Origin of the sequence: Nonomuraea sp. H19, assembly GCF_052068215.1 — a bacterium.
Classification (GTDB): domain Bacteria; phylum Actinomycetota; class Actinomycetes; order Streptosporangiales; family Streptosporangiaceae; genus Nonomuraea.
On record NZ_JBQHCV010000048.1, the window covers coordinates 1 to 17,931 of the forward strand.

17 protein-coding genes and 3 pseudogenes are annotated in these 17,931 nt (G+C 68.6%); 10 read left to right on the plus strand and 10 right to left on the minus strand.

The genetic code is table 11. The annotated features are described in order from the left end of the window. Nucleotides 1-237 precede the first annotated feature (237 nt). On the plus strand, nucleotides 238-432 hold the full coding sequence (locus ACTMTI_RS52655) for a hypothetical protein (protein WP_441128605.1): 195 nt from the start codon (nucleotides 238-240) through the stop codon (nucleotides 430-432). A 72-nt stretch (nucleotides 433-504) separates the two neighbouring features. On the opposite strand, the gene ACTMTI_RS52660 is transcribed toward ACTMTI_RS52655, so the two are convergent. Continuing rightward, nucleotides 505-2,001, minus strand: a complete 1,497-nt coding sequence (locus tag ACTMTI_RS52660; RefSeq protein WP_441128530.1) for an MFS transporter — start codon at nucleotides 1,999-2,001, stop codon at nucleotides 505-507. A gap of 128 nt (nucleotides 2,002-2,129) precedes the next feature. Beyond that, the gene (locus tag ACTMTI_RS52665) at nucleotides 2,130-3,512 is read right to left on the minus strand and encodes a serine hydrolase domain-containing protein (RefSeq protein WP_441128531.1); all 1,383 of its coding nucleotides are present in this window, start codon (nucleotides 3,510-3,512) and stop codon (nucleotides 2,130-2,132) included. Between the two features lie 126 nt (nucleotides 3,513-3,638). Between ACTMTI_RS52665 and ACTMTI_RS52670 the strand changes: the two genes are divergently transcribed. Both ACTMTI_RS52670 and ACTMTI_RS52675 read left to right on the plus strand, forming a co-directional pair. Continuing rightward, a complete protein-coding gene (locus ACTMTI_RS52670) occupies nucleotides 3,639-4,370 on the plus strand; it encodes a TetR/AcrR family transcriptional regulator (protein ID WP_441128533.1) in 732 nt (243 codons plus the stop codon). 393 nt (nucleotides 4,371-4,763) lie between these two features. Then, nucleotides 4,764-5,705 carry a tyrosine-type recombinase/integrase gene (locus tag ACTMTI_RS52675; RefSeq protein ID WP_441128535.1) on the plus strand — a complete coding sequence of 314 codons (942 nt, stop codon included), beginning with the start codon at nucleotides 4,764-4,766 and terminating at the stop codon, nucleotides 5,703-5,705. On the opposite strand, the gene ACTMTI_RS52680 is transcribed toward ACTMTI_RS52675, so the two are convergent. Together ACTMTI_RS52680 and ACTMTI_RS52685 are read right to left on the minus strand one after the other, a co-directional pair. Continuing rightward, nucleotides 5,668-6,186 (minus strand): HNH endonuclease, encoded by a 519-nt coding sequence (locus tag ACTMTI_RS52680; protein ID WP_441128536.1) that lies wholly within the window; start codon nucleotides 6,184-6,186, stop codon nucleotides 5,668-5,670. The two genes, ACTMTI_RS52675 and ACTMTI_RS52680, sit on opposite strands and share 38 nt — an antisense overlap. A 72-nt stretch (nucleotides 6,187-6,258) precedes the next feature. Further along, nucleotides 6,259-7,602, minus strand: coding sequence for a hypothetical protein (locus tag ACTMTI_RS52685; protein WP_441128538.1), 1,344 nt, complete (start codon nucleotides 7,600-7,602; stop codon nucleotides 6,259-6,261). 311 nt (nucleotides 7,603-7,913) lie between these two features. Between ACTMTI_RS52685 and ACTMTI_RS52690 the strand changes: the two are divergent. Then, nucleotides 7,914-8,123: pseudogene (locus tag ACTMTI_RS52690) on the plus strand (transposase); the annotation flags it as partial. A gap of 38 nt (nucleotides 8,124-8,161) precedes the next feature. On the opposite strand, the gene ACTMTI_RS52695 reads toward ACTMTI_RS52690, so the two are convergent. Both ACTMTI_RS52695 and ACTMTI_RS52700 read right to left on the minus strand, forming a co-directional pair. After that, complete coding sequence (locus ACTMTI_RS52695) at nucleotides 8,162-9,112, minus strand: hypothetical protein (RefSeq protein WP_441128608.1); 951 nt, start codon at nucleotides 9,110-9,112, stop codon at nucleotides 8,162-8,164. A gap of 100 nt (nucleotides 9,113-9,212) precedes the next feature. Next, nucleotides 9,213-9,338: a hypothetical protein gene (locus ACTMTI_RS52700; RefSeq protein ID WP_441128540.1), complete on the minus strand. Its 126-nt coding sequence runs from the start codon at nucleotides 9,336-9,338 to the stop codon at nucleotides 9,213-9,215. A 174-nt stretch (nucleotides 9,339-9,512) separates the two neighbouring features. Between ACTMTI_RS52700 and ACTMTI_RS52705 the strand changes: the two genes are divergently transcribed. Beyond that, a complete protein-coding gene (locus ACTMTI_RS52705; protein WP_441128542.1) occupies nucleotides 9,513-10,151 on the plus strand; it encodes a hypothetical protein in 639 nt (212 codons plus the stop codon). Nucleotides 10,152-10,264: 113 nt separating this feature from the next. On the opposite strand, the gene ACTMTI_RS52710 is transcribed toward ACTMTI_RS52705, so the two are convergent. Further along, nucleotides 10,265-10,594: a hypothetical protein gene (locus ACTMTI_RS52710; protein ID WP_441128544.1), complete on the minus strand. Its 330-nt coding sequence runs from the start codon at nucleotides 10,592-10,594 to the stop codon at nucleotides 10,265-10,267. A gap of 357 nt (nucleotides 10,595-10,951) precedes the next feature. After that, a complete protein-coding gene (locus ACTMTI_RS52715) occupies nucleotides 10,952-12,418 on the minus strand; it encodes a sialidase family protein (RefSeq protein ID WP_441128546.1) in 1,467 nt (488 codons plus the stop codon). Nucleotides 12,419-13,025: 607 nt separating this feature from the next. Between ACTMTI_RS52715 and ACTMTI_RS52720 the strand changes: the two genes are divergently transcribed. From ACTMTI_RS52720 to ACTMTI_RS52730, 3 genes and pseudogenes are all read left to right on the plus strand, one after another. Further along, nucleotides 13,026-13,541 (plus strand): ABC transporter permease, encoded by a 516-nt coding sequence (locus tag ACTMTI_RS52720; protein WP_441128548.1) that lies wholly within the window; start codon nucleotides 13,026-13,028, stop codon nucleotides 13,539-13,541. Continuing rightward, a pseudogene (locus ACTMTI_RS52725) lies at nucleotides 13,538-13,831 on the plus strand (ATP-binding cassette domain-containing protein); the annotation flags it as partial. The gene ACTMTI_RS52720 and the pseudogene ACTMTI_RS52725, both read left to right, overlap by 4 nt. Before the next feature lie 259 nt (nucleotides 13,832-14,090). Next, nucleotides 14,091-14,327, plus strand: a pseudogene (locus tag ACTMTI_RS52730) (class II histone deacetylase); the annotation flags it as partial. A 392-nt stretch (nucleotides 14,328-14,719) separates the two neighbouring features. On the opposite strand, the gene ACTMTI_RS52735 reads toward ACTMTI_RS52730, so the two are convergent. After that, nucleotides 14,720-15,526 (minus strand): tyrosine-type recombinase/integrase, encoded by an 807-nt coding sequence (locus ACTMTI_RS52735; protein ID WP_441128549.1) that lies wholly within the window; start codon nucleotides 15,524-15,526, stop codon nucleotides 14,720-14,722. Nucleotides 15,527-15,589: 63 nt separating this feature from the next. Here ACTMTI_RS52735 and ACTMTI_RS52740 point away from each other — a divergent pair, with 63 nt between their 5' ends. Together ACTMTI_RS52740 and ACTMTI_RS52745 are read left to right on the plus strand one after the other, a co-directional pair. Next, a complete protein-coding gene (locus tag ACTMTI_RS52740; protein ID WP_441128551.1) occupies nucleotides 15,590-15,718 on the plus strand; it encodes a hypothetical protein in 129 nt (42 codons plus the stop codon). A gap of 333 nt (nucleotides 15,719-16,051) precedes the next feature. Further along, the gene (locus tag ACTMTI_RS52745) at nucleotides 16,052-16,261 is read left to right on the plus strand and encodes a hypothetical protein (RefSeq protein ID WP_441128553.1); all 210 of its coding nucleotides are present in this window, start codon (nucleotides 16,052-16,054) and stop codon (nucleotides 16,259-16,261) included. A gap of 131 nt (nucleotides 16,262-16,392) precedes the next feature. Here ACTMTI_RS52745 and ACTMTI_RS52750 read toward each other — a convergent pair whose 3' ends face one another. Continuing rightward, a complete protein-coding gene (locus ACTMTI_RS52750) occupies nucleotides 16,393-17,883 on the minus strand; it encodes a carboxylesterase/lipase family protein (RefSeq protein WP_441128555.1) in 1,491 nt (496 codons plus the stop codon). Nucleotides 17,884-17,931: the final 48 nt, after the last annotated feature.

A 17,931-nucleotide genomic window follows, 5' to 3' on the forward strand; every position in this document is an offset into this window, starting at 1 on the left:
ATGGTCACGCTGGCCGACCCCGGTGCTGGTGGCACCGGATAACCTGACCGGCATGTGGGATCTTCTGCTGCGGGGCGTGCCGACTCCGAAGGAACTTCCCACCCACCGCCCAGCTGGCCAACGATAGACGGTGGTCATGGTCTGTGACCTTTGTCGAGCCCAGGGGTGAGGCGAAGATGCTCACGCACGAAATTGTCCTAGAAGGGGGTCAGCCCACATAAGCCCAAAACCCACATGATGGCGGTGATGCGCCAGCTGCTGGCCGAGGGCTGGGAGATCAGCGCTGAGGACGTCGCGCAGCTGTCGCCCTACCTGACCGCGCACATCAGCCGGTTCGGCCTCTACGCCACCGACGTGCTGCGGTTGCGCCCCGACGACTTCGACCCCGACCTACCCGAGATCGACTTCACCACCTTGGCCGAGGCGGCGTAGTAAGACCACCTCGCTCAGGTCGCCTTCTCGGCGCGTTTTGCCGGCCAACACTGTGCCGTCGATCGTGGACGTTCAGCGGGCGGTCGCGCCGTCGGGCTGGCGGGGTAGGGCAGGCGTGCGGGACGGGTTACGCAGGGTCGCGAGCGCGAAAACGGCCCCGGCCACCGACAGGCAGGCGGCGGTCAGGCACACCATCGACATGGCCGAGACGAAGGCCTCTCGCGCCGTATTGGCCAGCTCGGCGGAACCGGTCGCGGTGGCCGTGCTGAGTGCGTCGGTCAGTGACGTCCTGGCCGCGTTGGGTACGTGCGGGGGCAGCGCGGCGGAGTAGGCTGCCGACAGAATGCCGCCCAGCGCGGCCACGCCGAGTGCCATGCCGCCCTGCTGGATGGTGTCGTTGACCGCCGATCCTACTCCACCGCGCTCGGGCGGAATGGCGTTCATGAGCACGGCGTAGGCGCCTGGCGTGGCCAGGCCGGTGCCCACGCCCACGACGACCAGGCTGAGCGTTAGCGGCAGGTAACCGTTGCCAGGGCCGATCAGCGAGAGGATCCAGAACCCGGCGGCGATCACCAGCATGCCGGACACGACCAGCGTCTTGTTGCTGAGGCGTTTGGCCAGCGTGGCGCCGACGACGTTGAAGAGGGCCACGGCCAGCGCCAGCGGCGCCAGCGCGAACGCCGCCGTCATCGTGTCGAAGCCCAGGACCTGCTGCAGGTACTGCGTCAGCGCCAGCTGTACCGCGCCGGTGGCGAACATCAGCAGCGCCGCCGAGAGGCTGGCCCCGCTGAAGTCGCGGTTGCCGAACATCGTCAACGGCAGCATCGGATGGCGGGAACGCGACTCCCACACCGCGAACGCAACCAGCGCGAGCACCGCGACAGCGAGCGCCGCGGCCACCGACGCCGACCATCCGGCGTGTGGCAGCGAGATGATCGCCCAGACCAGCGTGGCCATCCCGGTGATGGACAATGCCACACCTAGCGGGTCGGAAGGCCGCGCGGGCCCCCGTGACTCCGGCACGATCGCGTAGGCCGCCAAGATCCCGATCACCGCGAGCGGCACGTTGATGAAGAACACCGCCGACCAGCGAAAGTGCTGCAGCAGCAGCCCGCCCAGGACGGGGCCTGCCACGATGCCGACCATGCCGACCACCGACCATGCGGCCATCGCCTTGCGGCGTTCGCTCTCGTCGAAGACGGCGATGAGGATCGACTTGGTGCTGGGCATCGCGAACGCGGCGCCCAAGCCCATGAGCGCGCGGCAGGCGACCAGGTGCCAGGGTTGTTCGGCCAGTGTTGCCAAGACCGACGCCGTGCCCAGGATGGTCAGGCCCATGATGAGGAAGCGGCGGCGGCCGAAACGGTCCGACAGGCTGCCCGCGGTGATCAGGAACCCGGCGAAGACGAGGATGTAGGCGTCGAGGATCCACTGGACATCGGCCGGGGTGGATCCCAGATCCCGCATCAGGGTGGGGACGGCAAGGTTGAGGATCATGTTGTCGACACTGATCACGAGCAGGACCGTGCACAGGACACCGAGGGTCCACCAGCGGCGCGGGTGCGGCATGAGGAGCTCCGTTCAAGGGGGTTCGGGGCGACCTGAGCAGCACGCCCCGGCAACCGGCGCCCGCAGCACCCCGGCTCTCCGATGTGAGCGGACTGGAAGGAGCCGGGGCGATGCTGGGGCGGTCGAGGTCAGGCGATCTTGGGCGTGCAGCGCATGCTGACGTACACGCAGGGAGTGCCGTTGGTCAGGGTGGAGAACACCACCGGGATGTAGTTGTCGCCGAAAGGCCCGCCGGAGGCGGCGAACACCGTCTGCGACACCGGCGTCAGGTCCGCCTCCAGCGGTGGGGAGAAGTCCTTCATGCCGTCCACGAACTCATACCGGATGCGTGCGGCTCCGTCGTCCTGTTGGGTGATGGTGGTGAGGACGCCCTCGCGCTTGTAGGCGCCCACCAGCTCCGTCATGTCCACCTGGGGCGGGGTCGCCGCCGGGGCGAAGGGGGGCGGCATGCGCACCCCGGCCAGCTCGGCCAGTAGTTCGGCGACCAGGTCGGCATACAGTCGGCTGAAGTCGCCGCCGTTGGCCAGCAAGACGACGGCCACGCCCGCGTGCGGGACGACGCGCAGGTAGGAGTGCTGGGTGACGGCGCTGCCATCGTGGCCGTAGCCGGGAATGCCATCCCAGTCGTGCAGGGTCCACCCCAGGCCCCAGCCGTCGGCCGACATCGACCACTTGTCTGGGCTGTCGACCTCGCGGCGCTGCATCGCGGCAACGGCGTCGGCGGACAGGACGCGGGTGCCGTCGGCGGCGAGGCCGCCGTCCAGGTGCATCTTGGCGAACCGGGCGACATCGCCGGCCGAGACGATGACCCTGCCGTATGGCCCAGCCGAGCGCGGCATCAGGTCCCAGACCGGCGCCGGATCGGGGTCCTGGCCGGGTTCGCCCTGGTGGCCCATCGCCACCCGGAAGCGCAGCGCCTCCTCCGGCAGCGTTATGGAGTGCTCCAGCCCGAGCGGGGTGAAGAGCAGGTCTTTGAGCGCCTGATCCCAGGTCTTGCCGGTCAGCACCTCGATGACGCGGCCCAGCACAACGTAGCCGAGGCTGCCGTAGGAGATCGCCGTTCCGGGCGGGCAGTCCAGTGCCACCTCTCTGGCCGCCTGGACGTACTTGGCCAGGCAGTCGTCACCACGCCCACTGTCATAGTTGAAGTCGTTGGTTACCCCGCCGGTGTGCGACAGCAGTTGCCGGATCTTGATCGTCTTGGTGGCTTGCGGGTCGGGGGTGGCGAACTCCGGCAGCACGCTGACGACCGGCGCGTCCATGTCCAGGGCGCCGGAGTCGACCAGCCGCATCACCAGCGTGGCGGTGTAGGCCTTGGCCAGCGAGCCGGCCAGGAACACCGAGTCGGTCGTCACCTCCACCCCTGTGCCCCGGTGGAGCACGCCGCTGGCCAGTTCGTGAATGTTTCCACCGGTCAGCACGGCCAGGGAAGCTCCCGGCACGTGATGGGCGGCGCGCAGCTCATCGAGCCTGGCCTGCCAGCGCTCAACATCGAATCGTGGTGAAGACATGAAGAGATTACCTCCGAATAATCGCGCCGCACAGTGTTCGGCGCTCCGCACACTGTACGGTCAACGAACGATGTTGGCAAAGCCGTACACTGTGCGGAGAGTGGTCGTGAGACACGAGGAGAGCGCATGCCAGCCGACAAGCAGCCGTTCCCATCGGTGTGGACCCGTGCGCAGCGGCAACGGCGGGAGCAGCCGGCGCTGAGCCGGGAGCAGATCGTGGCCGCGGCGCTTCAGCTGCTGGACACCGAGGGCATCGACGCCCTGAGCATGCGCAAACTCGGTGCCCTCCTGAACGCCGGGGCCACCTCGATGTACACCCATGTGGCCAACAAGGACGAGCTGATCGAACTCGTCGTGGACGAGGTCTACGGCGAGGTCCAGGCACCGGGCACCGGCGACGCGGCAGGCTGGCGAGCGGCCATCACCGGCTGCGCCCACAGCATGCGCTCAACGCTCCTGCGCCACCCCTGGATCGTCTCCGTACTCGGCGAGGCGGGCCTGGCCTACCTAGGACCGAACATGCTGCGGCTAAGCGAGGCCATACTCGCCGTGTTCGAAGAAGCGGGCTTCTCACTCGAAGCGGCAGACCAGGCCATGAACACCGTCGTGGCCTACGTCATCGGGATCTCGACCAGCGAGGCCGCGTGGCTGACCACGCTCGCCCGCAGCGGCCAAAACGAGCAGGAGTGGGCCGGCCGCCTGTGGCCAGCCGCCGAACAAGCCGTCCAGGCCTACCCGCGGCTGCGGAAACTATACGCCGCCCAGCGCCGCCAGAACCCGGGCGGCACCCGCGACGACGACTTCGACACCGGGCTCGACTGCGTCCTCCACGGTCTGGTCGCCCGCCTCGCCGACTGAGACCGCCGCCATGCGGAAACCGGGCGAGGACGTGCCCGCATTTCAGCCGGCGAGTTCGGCGCCCGGGGCTCCTTCTTCAGCTGCCGGAGCACCGGCGTCTCACGGTCCAGCTGGTGGCATCTATCAACACCGGCGGCGGCCCCGATCAACAAGCGCCCACAACGATGCGGATGGATCGCACATCTCGTGCTCCCGAGCGAGAGGCAGAGCCGCTAGTCACAGGATCTGCGCGCAGTCATATTCATGTATGTAATAACAGCTTATTATCACGTACATGAGCGATCATGACGGCGCGGCGACCAGGAGAAGCCTGCGCCGGTTCAGTGTGCGACTCCGGCACGTTATCCGGTACATCCTCCGAACCCATGCGACGAGCGCCACCGGGCGGCCAGCATGAGCGCCGCACCGAAAGTCACCGCCCTGCGCGGCGGGCACATCACCCTCGCCGCGGCCGCCGACGCTTTCCTGGTCACCCCGCGCACGGCCAACCCCAACACCCACCGCGCCTACGCCTCCGCCATCGACCGCACCATCGAGCGGCTCGGCCGCGACCGGTCGCTCGCCGAGGTCGCCGACGCCGAGATCGGCCACGCGCTCACCGCCCTGTGGGGAACCAGCGCACCGGCCACCTGGAACCGCAATCGCGCCGCCGTCACCTCCTGGCTGTCCTGGTGCCAGACCAAGAAGCACTGGGCCGCCCCATCGGTCCCGGCCGACGCCGAACGCCGCAAGGAGAGCGCCGACGAGACCCGCGCGGTCGCCAAGACCACCATCCACCGGCTGCTGTCACGCCGTGACATCCCACTGCGGGAGCGGGCGCTGTGGCGGATGCTCTACGAAACGGCGGCCCGGGCCGCGGAGATCCTGGCGCTGAACGTCGAGGACCTCGACCTAGAGCACCGGCGCGCGCCCGTCCGGTCCAAGGGCGGCGCCGTCGAGTGGGTGTACTGGGAGACGGGCACCACCCACCTGCTGCCCCGCCTGCTCCGGCTCCCGGACGGCACCTCGCGCACCCACGGCCCGCTGTTCCTGTCCGAACGCCGCCCCGTCCCGGCCCGCCGCCCGGCCGCCGCCGACATCTGCCCGCACACCGGCCGCGCCCGCCTCGGCTACGACCGCGCCCGCGTCCTGCTGGACAAATACGCCGGCCTCGACCTGCACCAACTGCGCCACAGCGCCGCCACCCACCTCGGCGAGGCCGAGGTCCCGCTGCAGCTCATCATGGGCAAGACCCGCCACAAGAACCCCCACACCGCCATGCGCTACGTCAAACCCGGCGCCGAAGCCATCGCCAAGGTCACCGAGGTCCTGGCTCCCCGCAGCCGTACTCATTGACTGCGACGCAGCCACCAGCCGAAACGCCGTTCAAGATCGACTCAATGTGGGTTTTGGGCTTATGTGGGCCGGATACCACAAGGGTCTTGCGCCGCTTCTTGATCATGAGAGCCGCCCAGGCGGGCTGGTCTTGTCCCGGGCCGGGGAGCCGTGCGAGCTTGCGGACTTGGTGGACCATCACCTTGGCCGCGTCGCCGCACAGTTCACACCGCCGCTTGAGGAGCCGAGCGACCAACTCCTTGCGAGGGTGCCGGATCGGGGCAGGGACGCGATCGTTGAGCTTGGCGTCCTTGTTCCGTGTCAGGGGTATCCCGCCGAACCGTGCGACCAGTGGCTGCTTGCCGGCGCGTTCCCCAGGGCCTCGTCCCGCGGCTGTGTCCACTTCCTCGGCCCGTGCGCCGCCCCCGGCTCGGGAAGCGGCACTTCTCCTGCAGATTCCGCACCCATCAGCTGGGGGCTGGACGTTCTGCACACGGATCACTCTATTGTCATGGTCTTCATACCTCAGGGCCAGCGGCCTGTCCGACGGCGCGAGTCCGGCCGCGCTCCGCGATCAGAGGCGGTGAACCGAAGCCGTGCTGTCGACCCAGTGCCAATTCGTCGGCTGCCATTGCTTCTTGAGGGTCGTGCGCTCCTTGGCGTAGGAGCGCACAGCCTCCTCCGCCACCTGGCCGAGGTCACCGAGGGAAGCGGGACACGGGATGCGGAGCAGCAGGTTCTGCGTGCGGTGAACGAGGATCAGCTCGCCCGCAGGGGTGCAGTCCATGAGCGTGAAGTGCTTGAGCGGCTTGTACCGCTTGTCCTCCAGATCGAGGCGTTGGGCGCGCACTCCGCCCGTCCAGGCGAACAGCCCGTACCGGTTGAGGTGGTAGATCCGCTCGCGTACAGGGTCGGCGGCGATTTCGAAGCAGAAGCCAGTGAAGGGGCTGTCGCGGTACAGGTGCATGCCGCCGAGCTGGCCGACGAATTCGCCTTCGTCGCTGACCAGGACGAAGGCGAACCTCTGGCCGCGGCTGCCGCCCCGGTAGATGTGCCCGTAGACGGGGACGACGAACAGGTCCTCACGGACCACCGCGGGCCGGCCGAGCCGGGCGTCGTGCCAGTCCCACTGCCTCGCGGTCTGCTCGAGCTCGGTGAGGTGCTCGGTCAGCGAGGGACGCGGCCGGTGGTCCATGCCGACCGGCTCACCGTTGAACAGGACGTCCGGCCGCAAGTCGGCTTCGGTGTGCTTGACGGGCTGTGCCTCCATGGATGCCAGGGCCCGCAGCGTCGGCTTCGAGGTCGAGGTGAGGGACTGGTCGGTGATCGACACTATGTTGTCGAGCAGGTTGGCGTAGTTGTAGAGCCCGTACTCGCCGGTCGTGCACAGCAGGCGGCCATCCGGGGTTGTGCTGATCCAGGTGGCGAACGGGTCGCGCTGGCCGTCGTCGTAGCGTCGGTGGGGCATTCCGTGGTGCGCCGTCACCGCCGTGAGGTCCGCGGTGACCAGATGGGTGTGGTCTCCCGACCCGGTGGCGGCGAGCGTCCCGTCGGGCAGGACGCACAGCCCCTTGGCCCACCACAGGTCCCTGCCCAGCCCTGTCGTGGGGCCGCCGAGTGTCGTGTCCTGGCGCAGGTACTCGCTCTGCCCCGAGACCGCGGTGGCGAGCAGGGTGCCGTCGGGCGCGTACCTGGTCACCAGCGAGTAGCCGAAGTCCGCCTTCGCCGGATCGGCTTCCTCGTCCGCCACGCCACAGGTGTGGCGGTGGACGCTGTAGAGGGCGTAGATCTCTCCTGAGGACGCGGTGGCGACGTCGTCGACCTTCACGCCCCAGCCGTCGGTGTACTTGCGTTCCAGGTCGATAGCGTGGTGATCAACGAGCGGCGACGGTAGCGGTACGGGTATGGCGTGAGTCATCACGCCATTCTTACCGGCCCCACTGACAAAACCCGTCCGTCTCTCCCTCAGCTTGATCTTTAAGCTTGGCGGTCGAACGATGTCTCGAACTTGATCGCTCGCGTCGGTAACTCCTGTACGTGCAGGCGGCCTTCGGCTGATCATGTGCTCCGACCAAGGAATACACATGCCCAGCACGAAGGCCGTGGGATGAGTCTGTTGCATCACGCCGTCCAGCGGGGAGCCGTTGGCGGAACTGTCACGCTTCCGGGGGTGAGTTCTACTCCTGCCTGAGCAAGCGTGCGGATGGGTTGTTCGAGCTGGCGGATGCCGTGCTGTGTGCGGACGGCCCGGTCCGGTCGCTGGTGGAATTGTCGCTGGTGGGCGAGCACCGCCGCGGGCACGGCGGGCTGTATGACGCCCTGGCCGCCGGCCAGGTGGAGGTGGTACGGCTACGACGGGCGCTGGCCGCTGTCCCTCTGCCCCTGGCAGCGGACGGCCGGCTGGTGCTGGCCGCCGACATCACCTGCTGGCTGCGGCCGAACGCACACACCTCGCCCCGGCGGATCCTGTGCCACACCTACGGCCGCGGCAAGAACCAGTCGTGGGGGAAGCAGACTCTGGAGTGGAGGCGAAGAGGGCGGCCGGGTGGGAGAGGCGGTTCCAGCAACTCGTCCACTGGGACGCCGGTCCAGTCGATGGACGTGGTCTCGGTGTTCTCGTGGAGACGAGCGTTCAGGTCGTACTTGGTAATGGGGTGGCCGGGGCGGTGGATGTGCAGGGTCAGCTCCGCACCCTCATCGTCCAGGTCTTCACCGGTCAGGCAGGGGGATCGGGAGCCGGCGTTGGGGCCGGGGCCGAGGACGGCGGCCAGGTGCGTGCGAACGTCGGCGACGGAGGTGAACAGGAAGAGGGCGTCCTCCCATTCGTTGTTGTTGATCCAGTAGGCGCTGCGCAGTAACGCGAAGGCGTGGCGGGGGTGGCTCGTCTCGCTCTGAGGCCTTTTAGCGGACGGAGCATGAAGGTAAGAGAGGGCGGAACGGGCGCAATGGTCGTCGGGCGCGCGGTGTAGGGCTTCCTCGTAGGCGGCGATTGCGGCGTTCTGGTCGCCCGTCCAGGTGAGGGCATGGCCCAGGTAGAGCGGCATGAGGGCGTCGTGGGGGTCCGCGACAAGGGCCGCCTCTGCGGTAAGGATGGCTTCCTCGGCGAGCGGACGGCTCACGCCCTTTCTGTCATGCTTTCCCAAGCCGTTGAGCAGCGTTCCGTCGTCATCGTCGAAATCGCAGCACACGTCTGACAGCACCACCTGCCGAAGGGCGAAGGTCGAGGCCACCGCACGCAGGATCGCGAGGGTGGCGGCAGTCTCGGCGTCTTCGTGCGGTCCCTGCTCGGCCTGGTCGCAGTGGTGGCGAGCCTGGGCGATCAGGCCAGGGACCGCCCGTTCGCCGCTGAACTGCCGAAGCAGGAACTCGCATTCGGCGAGCGACCGGCTGGCCTGCAACAGGTGGATGCGCGGATCTTGTGCGGGCATGGGTCGAATTCTGCCATCGAGTCGTAGCGATTCCCGGTGAACGCTACGACTCGGTGTCCTGGTCATCGGGCCGCTTATTGAAAACAGGCACTGAAGGCTTTCAGACCAGGAGACCCAGGGTTTCGGGCGCTTCCCAGGCCGTCAGCTGCCGCTCAGGGTCGGTTTCCTCCTGCGCGTACTGGTTGATCAGTTCGGCGAGGGCGGCTCTATCCGTTCGGCCCGGCATCGCTTGAGTTATCTTGGGTGACTCTTGGTAGTCAGACATGTTCGTCAAGTAACGTTGGCGTGTACTTGCCTCACAGATATCTAGGGGTCTTCAGGCATGTCAGGCATGTCAGGTGCGGCGCCTCGGTACTACCGCCCTGAGCGAGCGGTAGGCGCCGATGAGTCGGTGTGGTGGGTGGTGGTCGATGAGGACTTCGGGTTGCATGTCGAGGCGTGCGCGTACCTGGCGGGGGTGCGCGGGGCGGGCCGGGCGTTCAACACCGAGAAGACGTACGCGGGCCGGATCGCCTTGTACCTCTCGTACTGCACGGGGTACGGCGTGGACTGGTCGAGCCCGAGCCTGGCGCAGCTGATGGCGATGATGCGGTGGCTGGTGGACGAGCCGATGCGGCCGCGCTCGCGCAGGCCGGGGGCGACGGCGCGGTATCGCAGCGAGGACACCGCGAACAAGATCATGGGGACGGTGGGTGAGTTCCTGTCGTGGTGCTGTCTGCAGGGGTGGGTGCCGCCGACGCTGGTCAACGCGCTGTCCCGGCCGAAGTATCTGCGCTTTCTGCCTGCCGGGTTCGACGCGGGCGAGGACGGTCAGAACCGGACGGTGATGGCCCGGACGATCAAGTTCCGGGTCGCGGTCCCGGGCTATGAGTGGCTGTCGGATGAGGAGATCGCCGTGCTGCTGGGCCTGGCCCGGCACGCCCGCGACGTCACGTGCCAGAAGAGATCATCTCGCTCTGACCTGGTAAAAGAGGCCGACAATCCAAGATGGCCGGTGCAGGTGGTCCACCATGGACACGCCACTCCGCATGGCCAGTGACCGCCGGATGCATCGCCATCCTGACTGGCACGACAGGGAACGCCGGAGGCTCGTTTCTGCCCGAGCAGAACCTACGAACCTCTCTGTAGAGACGCCGATGTGACCTTATGAATCTACAATGTAAAGGCGTTGGGTTTGAGCAAAAATAACACCTGCTCATCGAAGGAGCGGGCTCCGCCCGCACGCCCTTCAACAACCGAGGCCGACGTCGTGGCCCGGAGGTGGTCGAGGGTCTCTGGGCGAGTCTGCAGCGCCAACGGCATACCGCGGGACAGCATGATGACCTGACAGCCTCGGTCGAGCTGTTCGTGCACGTCGGCGGGCTGAACGCCGGGCGAGTGCGTGGTGCCGGTTTCGTTCCAGTCCCAGCGGCGGCCACGGATGGCGTTCCCCGCCTCGCACGAGGGGGAGTGGGTGCGCACCGCGACCCAGCCCGCATCCACCGGGTTAGAGCTGGTGACAGCGTCAAGAGGCGTAAAACATCGGTTCCTCGCGGATGGTGCCTTCCCATCTCTCTCTCACCGTGCCCGGCCCGTCCGGCAGTGCTGGACCGACGTGACTTTGCCGAGGCTGCTCCCGCCCTCCCCGGCGACTTGCGGTTCAGGCTGTCTACAGCTTCACCCCGACCACTACGACGGCGGGGAGATGGACGGTCTTTCATCTCCATTCGGTACGACAGCGCCTGGTGGCGCACGATGACTCGCACCACCAGGTACACGCGATTGCGCCGCCGCAGGTCAACGCCCAACGAAGGCGGCGGGGCCCGGTCCGGCTGGACCCCGCCGGCGGCGTAGGACCGCTCAGCCGGAGAAGATCGCGCTGTGCAGGTCCACCGGGTTGGCGGCATTGTCGGTGGAGACGCCGTACACGGCCGTGAAGGCGTTGCCGACCGAGACGAGGCCGGTGTAGTCACCGAGCAGTCGTCCCACGCTCGTCAACGGGACCTTCCGCGTGTCGAACGGCCCCTCGATGTGCTGCTCGCGCCACGCCCCGGACTTCGTGCAGTTGCTCGCGCAGGTCACGGCCCACAGGTCGGTGGGCAGGGTGGCCGGGTCGGGCGTGTTGTTGCGGAAGTCGTAGTACGTGACTGCCACGGTGCCTGTCTTGGAGGCGGCGACGACAGGCACGGCGGCGGAACCGGTGGGTGTCTTGTCCAGGCGGATCGGGGCGGACCATGTCTGTCCGCCGTCCGCCGAGCGCGAGTAGGCCACGTGGAAGGTGCCGTCGGCCTCCTGGCTCTGCCAGACGGCGTTGACCACCTGGGTGCCCGGTTGGGCGGCCAGCAGCGGCAGGGCGGCGTTGCGTACCGGGTCACCCGAGTTGTCGGGGTCCGGGATGCGGGGGCCCACCGCGAGCGGGGCCGGGACGTTCAGCGTCGGCGTCGACCAGGTCTTGCCGCCGTCGATCGAGCGGATGACCTGGGTGGAGCCGTCGGTGATCGTCTCGTGGTGCATGGCGATCAGCAGCGTCCCGTCTGGGAGCGGCACCAGTTGGGTGCCGATGACGCCGCTGTTGGTGGGTACGTCATATACCTTGCTCGTGGTCCAGGTGCGTCCGTCGTCGGTCGACTTGGCCAGGTAGACCGGCTGTACCCAGTTCGGCGTGGTGCTGGTCGACTGGTCATCGATGCGGTCCCACACGGCGTAGACCACGCCTGGGCGGTACGGGTCCGCGGTCACCGACGGGCGGTCGTTGAAGAAGCGGGGGCTGTCGTCCCGCTGGAGGGTGACCGGCGCGTCCCAGGTCCGGCCGCCGTCGCCGGAGCGGGCCACCAGGATGGCGGTCACATCGCCGGCGCGGGACATCGACAACGAGGCGGCCACCGCGGCGCCCGATGGTGTGACTGTGACCCAGTGGTCGGTCGTGACGTCGTAGTCCCCGCCGTTGGCGCTCGTGCCGCCGTTGCACCGGGAGAAGGCGGGCAGGTTCTTGGAGCGCTGCCAGGTCAGGCCGTAGTCGTCCGATACGGCGGTGACGGCGCCATTGCTGCCGTAGCGGCTCCAGCGATCCTGCTGGTACACCGTGACGAGGTGCTTGGGGCGGTTCGGGTCCCGCGCCAGCATGGGCAGGACTTCGGTGTTGGGGTTCAGGGTGTAACCGTCGGCTGGGGGAAGTCCGCAGTCTGCGGGCAGCGGGCTGATGCCCGAGACCGGCCGTATGATGGCGGGTCCGCCGATGCTGGCGTCGTCCGCGGCAGCGGGCTGCGCGACGGTACAGGCCAGCAGGATGGCCGCTGCGGGTAACAGAGCCCTGGAGCGTCGGATCACGAGCTTTCCTCATTTTCGTCGTGTCTATGAAGACGTCACCGGCACGCCGCGGGAACGCATCCCAGGAGCCCGGCGAACGACGCAGGAAACATTACAGGCGCAAGATCAGTTTCGCCTGCCGAAATGACCGCAAAGCCACCGAAGCCGGGTCTGACCTCTGCTTCCGCTGTGATCGCGAAGCTGACCTGGCTCCTCGACGGGGGAGCCGGTACGCAGTCAGCGGATGACGTGCCGGCCGGGCAGGATCAGCGGACCAGCCGCTGACGATCCCCGCACTGCGGACCAGGAACGCGCGACGGCGCCGCCGCCGGCCGCTCACAGTCACCCTGGCCATCGCCTTCCTCGCCCTCGCCGCCGTGACGGCCCTGCTGGCGCCCGTGATGGCACCCCACTCGCCCGACGCCACGAGCCTGCTGAACTCGTTGCTCCCGCCCGGCACGCAGGCCCACTGGCTGGGTACGGACTCGACCGGGCGGGACGTGCTGTCCCGGGTGATGTACGGTGCCTGGCTGTCGCTGCTCGCGCCTCTCGGCGTGGTGCTGCTGTCAGGCCTGCTCGGCACCGCGATCGGCTGCTCGCGGCGCGGGCCGGCGGATGGGTGGACGCCGTGCTCTCACGCAGCATGGACATCGTCTTCGCCTTTCCCAGCCTGCTGCTGGCGATGCTGGTCGTGGCCGTGTTCGGCCCGGGGGTCATCGCGCCGGTCTGCGCGCTGGCCGTCAGCTACACGCCGTTCATCGGCCGGGTCGTGCGCAGCGTGGCCATCCAGGAGGGGACGCGCCCGTACATGGAGAGCTACCGCGTCATGGGATTCGGCGAGGTGTGGGTGACCCTGCGCCACCTGCTGCCCAACGTGCTGCCGGTCCTCATCGCGCAGAGCGCGCTGTCCTTCGGGTACGCGCTGGTGGACCTGGCCTCGTTGTCGTACCTGGGACTCGGCGTGCGCCCACCGGACGCCGACTGGGGGTCGATGATCAGCCAGGCGCAGAGCGCCATCTTGCAAGGCGCGCCGTGGAGCGGGCTGGTGCCGGGCGTGGCGGTGCTCCTGACCGTGGTGAGCGTCAACGTCATCGGCGAGCACATCGGCGCCTCCGTCGGCCGCAAGAACGGTGAAGGAGCATGAAGGTGCTCACGGAGAAGACGACGGCCCTCGACATCTCGGGGCTGAACCTGTCGCTGGGAACGACGCCGTTGCTGGCCGACGTCACCGTACGCGTGGGACGCGGCGAGACCGTTGGCCTGGTCGGCGAGTCCGGCTCGGGCAAGTCCCTCACATCGAGGACGGCCCTCGGCATGCTGCCACGCGGGGCGAGCGCCACCGGCACCGTCACTGTCGCCGGCATGAACGTGCTGGCCGCAGGCCACAGGGAGCTCAGAGAGTTGCGGCGCACCCGGGTTTCGATGATCTTCCAGGATCCTCGAGCCTCGATCAACCCCGTGCGCCGCATCGGCGACTACCTCACCGAAGGGCTGTGTGCCGGCGGCACGCAGCCCCGGGCCCTACGCCGGGTAGGCCTGGTCACCCACGAACGGTACTTCTGGCACCAGTCCATCGTCGCCGTGGGAGGCGACATCGAGCCCGGAGCCGAGCTGGAAACCCCGGCGTCACGCCGACGCCTGCTGAACCTGCTGGCCAAGTCGGGCCTGCTGCCACCCCCTTCACCCCGTTCCTTTGGACACCGAAGACCTGCTCCGGGCGCACGACGCCGGATACATCGAGGAGTTCAGGCGGCTATCGGCAGCCGGAGGGGGCGAACTCGGGGACTTCGCCGGATTCGGCTCCGGCGCCTTCGACATCGCCGCCCTGAGCGCGGGCGGGGTGGCCGAAGCGGTCCGCGCCGTGTTGGCAGGGGAGGTCGACATGTCGTATGCCCTCGTCCGGCCACCCGGACACCACGCCGAGCGGGATCGCGGCCGCGGCTACTGCCTGCTCGCCAACCTCCCACTTGCCATCCTCAAGGCTGCGGTTCGGGACGAAAGTGGCCCGGAACTCCTCGACCGTCAGCTTCGACTTGGCGAACGCCTTCTCACACAGATCACACAAGACCTGGGTGCGCGAGATCCGGTCGCAGGCCGCCACCGTGCAGCGGTAGGCCATCGTGGACCGGTTGTCGACATCGCCGGTGAACAGCCTCGTGTTCGCGTCCCACTCCCCGGGCCGCCAGGGCGACGGCGTGTTCGCCGCCAGCCACTCGGTCCAGGCCGCAGCCTCCGCGGGCGCCAGCGCCCCAGGGGCCGCCTGGCCCTCCTCGGCCGGGCGGCGGAGAGCGATCACGTTGTCGATGACGCTGTCCGGCCCGCTCACGACCGCGCCTGCCTTCTCGCGGCGGCCACCATCTCGACGGCCTGGCGCTTGTCGGAGTCGGTGACGTGGGAATACACATCCTGCGACGAGGCCGAGACATGGCCGGCGATCTCCTGGACCACCCGGCGGTCCACCCCGGCCCGCCGCATCTTCGTGATCGCCGAGTGCCGCATCATGTGCGGCCGGGCCCGGAATCCGGCGCGCTCAGCCAGGCGGCAGAACAGCTCATGGGCGTTGTCGTACTTCATCGGCTCGCCCAGCGGAGGGTGGAACAGGTTGACGAACACCAGGTCAATCGAGGCGGCCTCGCTGACCTCGTCCCGCTCGTACTGGTAGTGCGAATACAGCTCGATCGTGTCGCGCTCCACCGGGATCGCCCGCGGCTGCCGCGCCTTGGCGAAGGCGTCGTTGGCGTTCAGGCGGCGCCGGACGTGGACATGCGGTCCCTCGTGCCGGCAGCCCAGCACCCGGGAGTCCGGCAGCAGGCGCATGTCCTCGCGGCGCAGCCCCAGCGCTTCACCTATCCTCATGCCGGTCTCCGCCAGCAGCTGAATCAAGAAGGCGTCGCGGGCGTGCCGGGCCAGGCCGAGCAGCACGCCGATCTCCTCATCCGACAGCCACTCATAGCCCGGGACCGCCACCCGGAACTTGATCGTCCGGGCCATCACCGTCCGGTTCTGGCCGTCCTCGCCCGCGTCGAATCCCGCAGGCAGATAGTGCAGATACTTCGGCCGGGACAGCGCGTTGACCAGCGTCGGCGGCACCCATCCCCGCAGGCAGCACCACGACAGGAACTCACCCACCGTTCCCATGATCGCGTTCGCGGTTCCTCGCTGCGATACTGCTCCTTCGCCCCCGGCCGGCGCGTGCGCGCCGGCATCGGCTTGTCCACCAGCCACCGCATCATCGCCATCAGCTGCGCCAGGCTCGGGCTCGACCAGTCCACGCCGTGCCCCAGGCAGTACGACAAGTACAAGGCGATCCGGCCGGCGTAGGTCTTCTCGGTGTTGAACGCCCGGCCCGCCGCGCGTAGCCCTGCCAGGTACGCGCACGCCTCGACATGCAACCTAAGATCCTCATCGACCACCACCCACCACACCGACCCGTCGGCGCCCACCGCCCGCTCGGGCCGGTAGAACCGAGGCAGTGCACCTGACATGCCTGACATGCCGAAGACCCCCGAAGTCACTCGTGAGGCAAGACGCGATCACGTTACATGCCACACATATCTGACTACAAAGAGTCATCCAAGAAACCTCACGCCACTGACGTGCCCTACTTGCCTGACAACCCCAGATAATCCGTCAGGCAAGTTCCCAGAAGGCCACTTGCCGTACTTGCCTGACGGTCCAGACGGACCCCAGATAATCACCCGCTACTGGGCACGGCCGGACATCGCCTACCTGCCGGTCACCGATCTGGAGCCGCTGCCGTACGCGCTGGTGTGGCGGAGGGAGGCGGAGAGCGAGCCCATCCGGGCCCTGGCCGGGATCATCCGTGACCTGGGCCCTCTCCCGTCGGCCTCTCCCGGCTCTTGATGTCGTCCGTCACCCTCGGGTGGGATCTGATGCCAAGCGGGCCGGGTGTTGCCTGGCTGTACGCCAATTCGCGCTGTCCCCGACGGGCAGGTGAGTGGCGGCGTCGCAGTCGTAGGAGCCGACCCGGACAATTACGAGAGATCGAAGGGGGCGGGGGAGTGGCCTTCCCAGATCTGGCGGGATGCCTGTTCGGGGTAGGGCAGAGTCTTCGACTCGGTGTCCAGGACGCGGGTGAGGTGCCCGCCGGGCCGGTGGGCGGACCAGCCCGCGTCGCCGGTGGTGACGAAGCGGACCCATGCCTCCTGGAGTTCGCGGGAGAGCGCGACGGCCTCGGGAGAGGGCTCCTCGCCGATGAGCTGGGTGCCGACGGGGCTGTCCAGCGTGCCGAACGCCAGGGGCACGTCGAGGCTGTGGCAGGCGCCCAGGATGCCGCCGAGGGCCGGGGCAACCCAGCACAGTTCGAACAGGTACGAGGTGCCGCCGGCTGCGGCGTTCGCCTCGGCCAGCTTCTGTGACGGCATGCGGAAGAGGGCGTCGGAGTACACCGTCTCCACCAGCTCCTCCGGGCCTGCCTGCGGGAACGCGGCACGGTAGGCCCGCGCGCCGTCCGGCTGCGGGGCATGCAGGTCCAGGGCTGCGTGGGCGTCCTCCTCGGTGAAGGTGCCGTACCGTCCGCTCATGACGCTGAAGTACCGGAATTCGTCCCGGGTGTGGCCGACGAGCAGTTCGGTCCCGCTCGCGCGCGCCCCGGTCAGCGCGGGCCAGGGCGTTTCCGGCAGGACCTCGCCGTCGACGACGGGGCACAGCGCGGTGCCGGTCTCCGTGAGGCGTCCCCAGCTCTCCCGGTGCGCGTGGAGGCCGGCGTTGAAGGAGGTGAGCTCGGCGGCCAGGTGCCATGGGTCGATGTCGCGCAGGGCCTCGGCGGTGGGGGCCGCCGCGCCGAGCCGGTCCGCGAACGCGGCGGTGACCTGCCGTGCCAGCGCGGGGGTGCTGTGCAGCCCCGGCACCGAATGGGCGATGGCCCGCCGGAACAGGCCGCGCGCCGGCTTCATCGTCAGCAGGGCGGCGACCGACCCTGCCCCGGCAGACACCCCGGCCACGGTGACCCGGCCGGGGTCGCCTCCGAAGGCGGCGATGTTGCGCTGCACCCACTCCAGCGCCGCGATCTGGTCGAGGAATCCGCGGTTGGGCGGCACGTCGTCGAGGAACGCGAAACCCTCCGCGCCCACGCGGCAGTTGATGGTCACCACGACGACTCCCGCCTCGGCCAGCGCTGCCGGGTCGAACATCGGGTCGCTCGACGCCGCCGAGAGGTAGCCGCCCACGGGGATCCACACCAGCACCGGCAGTCCCGCCGCGCCGGGATCCGGAGTGCCGACGTTGAGCGTCAGCCAGTCGGTGCCCTGCGGGGGCACGTCGATCGGCAGGGACAGCGGCACCACGGGGCCGAACTCGACCGCCTGCCTCGTCCCCTCCCAGCGGTGCGGCGGCGCGGGCGCGGCGAAGCGGAGCGCTCCGACCGGGGGCTGGGCGTAGGGGATGCCGCGGAACACCGCGTGCCCCTGCCGCCGGCGCCCCTGCACCACGCCTTCCGTGGTCCGTACCTTTGGCTGTTCGGACATGACGATTCCTTCCCTCGAGTGGACCTCAGGATTATGGGTCAGGTGTAT

What these genes read in the sequence shown, in the direction of transcription:
- ACTMTI_RS52655 (WP_441128605.1), top strand. Translation starts at nt 238, where the DNA reads ATGGCGGTGATGCGCCAGCTGCTGGCCGAGGGCTGGGAGATCAGCGCT.
- ACTMTI_RS52660 (WP_441128530.1), bottom strand. Translation starts at nt 2,001, where the DNA reads ATGCCGCACCCGCGCCGCTGGTGGACCCTCGGTGTCCTGTGCACGGTC.
- ACTMTI_RS52665 (WP_441128531.1), bottom strand. Translation starts at nt 3,512, where the DNA reads ATGTCTTCACCACGATTCGATGTTGAGCGCTGGCAGGCCAGGCTCGAT.
- ACTMTI_RS52670 (WP_441128533.1), top strand. Translation starts at nt 3,639, where the DNA reads ATGCCAGCCGACAAGCAGCCGTTCCCATCGGTGTGGACCCGTGCGCAG.
- ACTMTI_RS52675 (WP_441128535.1), top strand. Translation starts at nt 4,764, where the DNA reads ATGAGCGCCGCACCGAAAGTCACCGCCCTGCGCGGCGGGCACATCACC.
- ACTMTI_RS52685 (WP_441128538.1), bottom strand. Translation starts at nt 7,602, where the DNA reads ATGACTCACGCCATACCCGTACCGCTACCGTCGCCGCTCGTTGATCAC.
- ACTMTI_RS52695 (WP_441128608.1), bottom strand. Translation starts at nt 9,112, where the DNA reads ATGCCCGCACAAGATCCGCGCATCCACCTGTTGCAGGCCAGCCGGTCG.
- ACTMTI_RS52700 (WP_441128540.1), bottom strand. Translation starts at nt 9,338, where the DNA reads ATGCCGGGCCGAACGGATAGAGCCGCCCTCGCCGAACTGATCAACCAG.
- ACTMTI_RS52750 (WP_441128555.1), bottom strand. Translation starts at nt 17,883, where the DNA reads ATGTCCGAACAGCCAAAGGTACGGACCACGGAAGGCGTGGTGCAGGGG.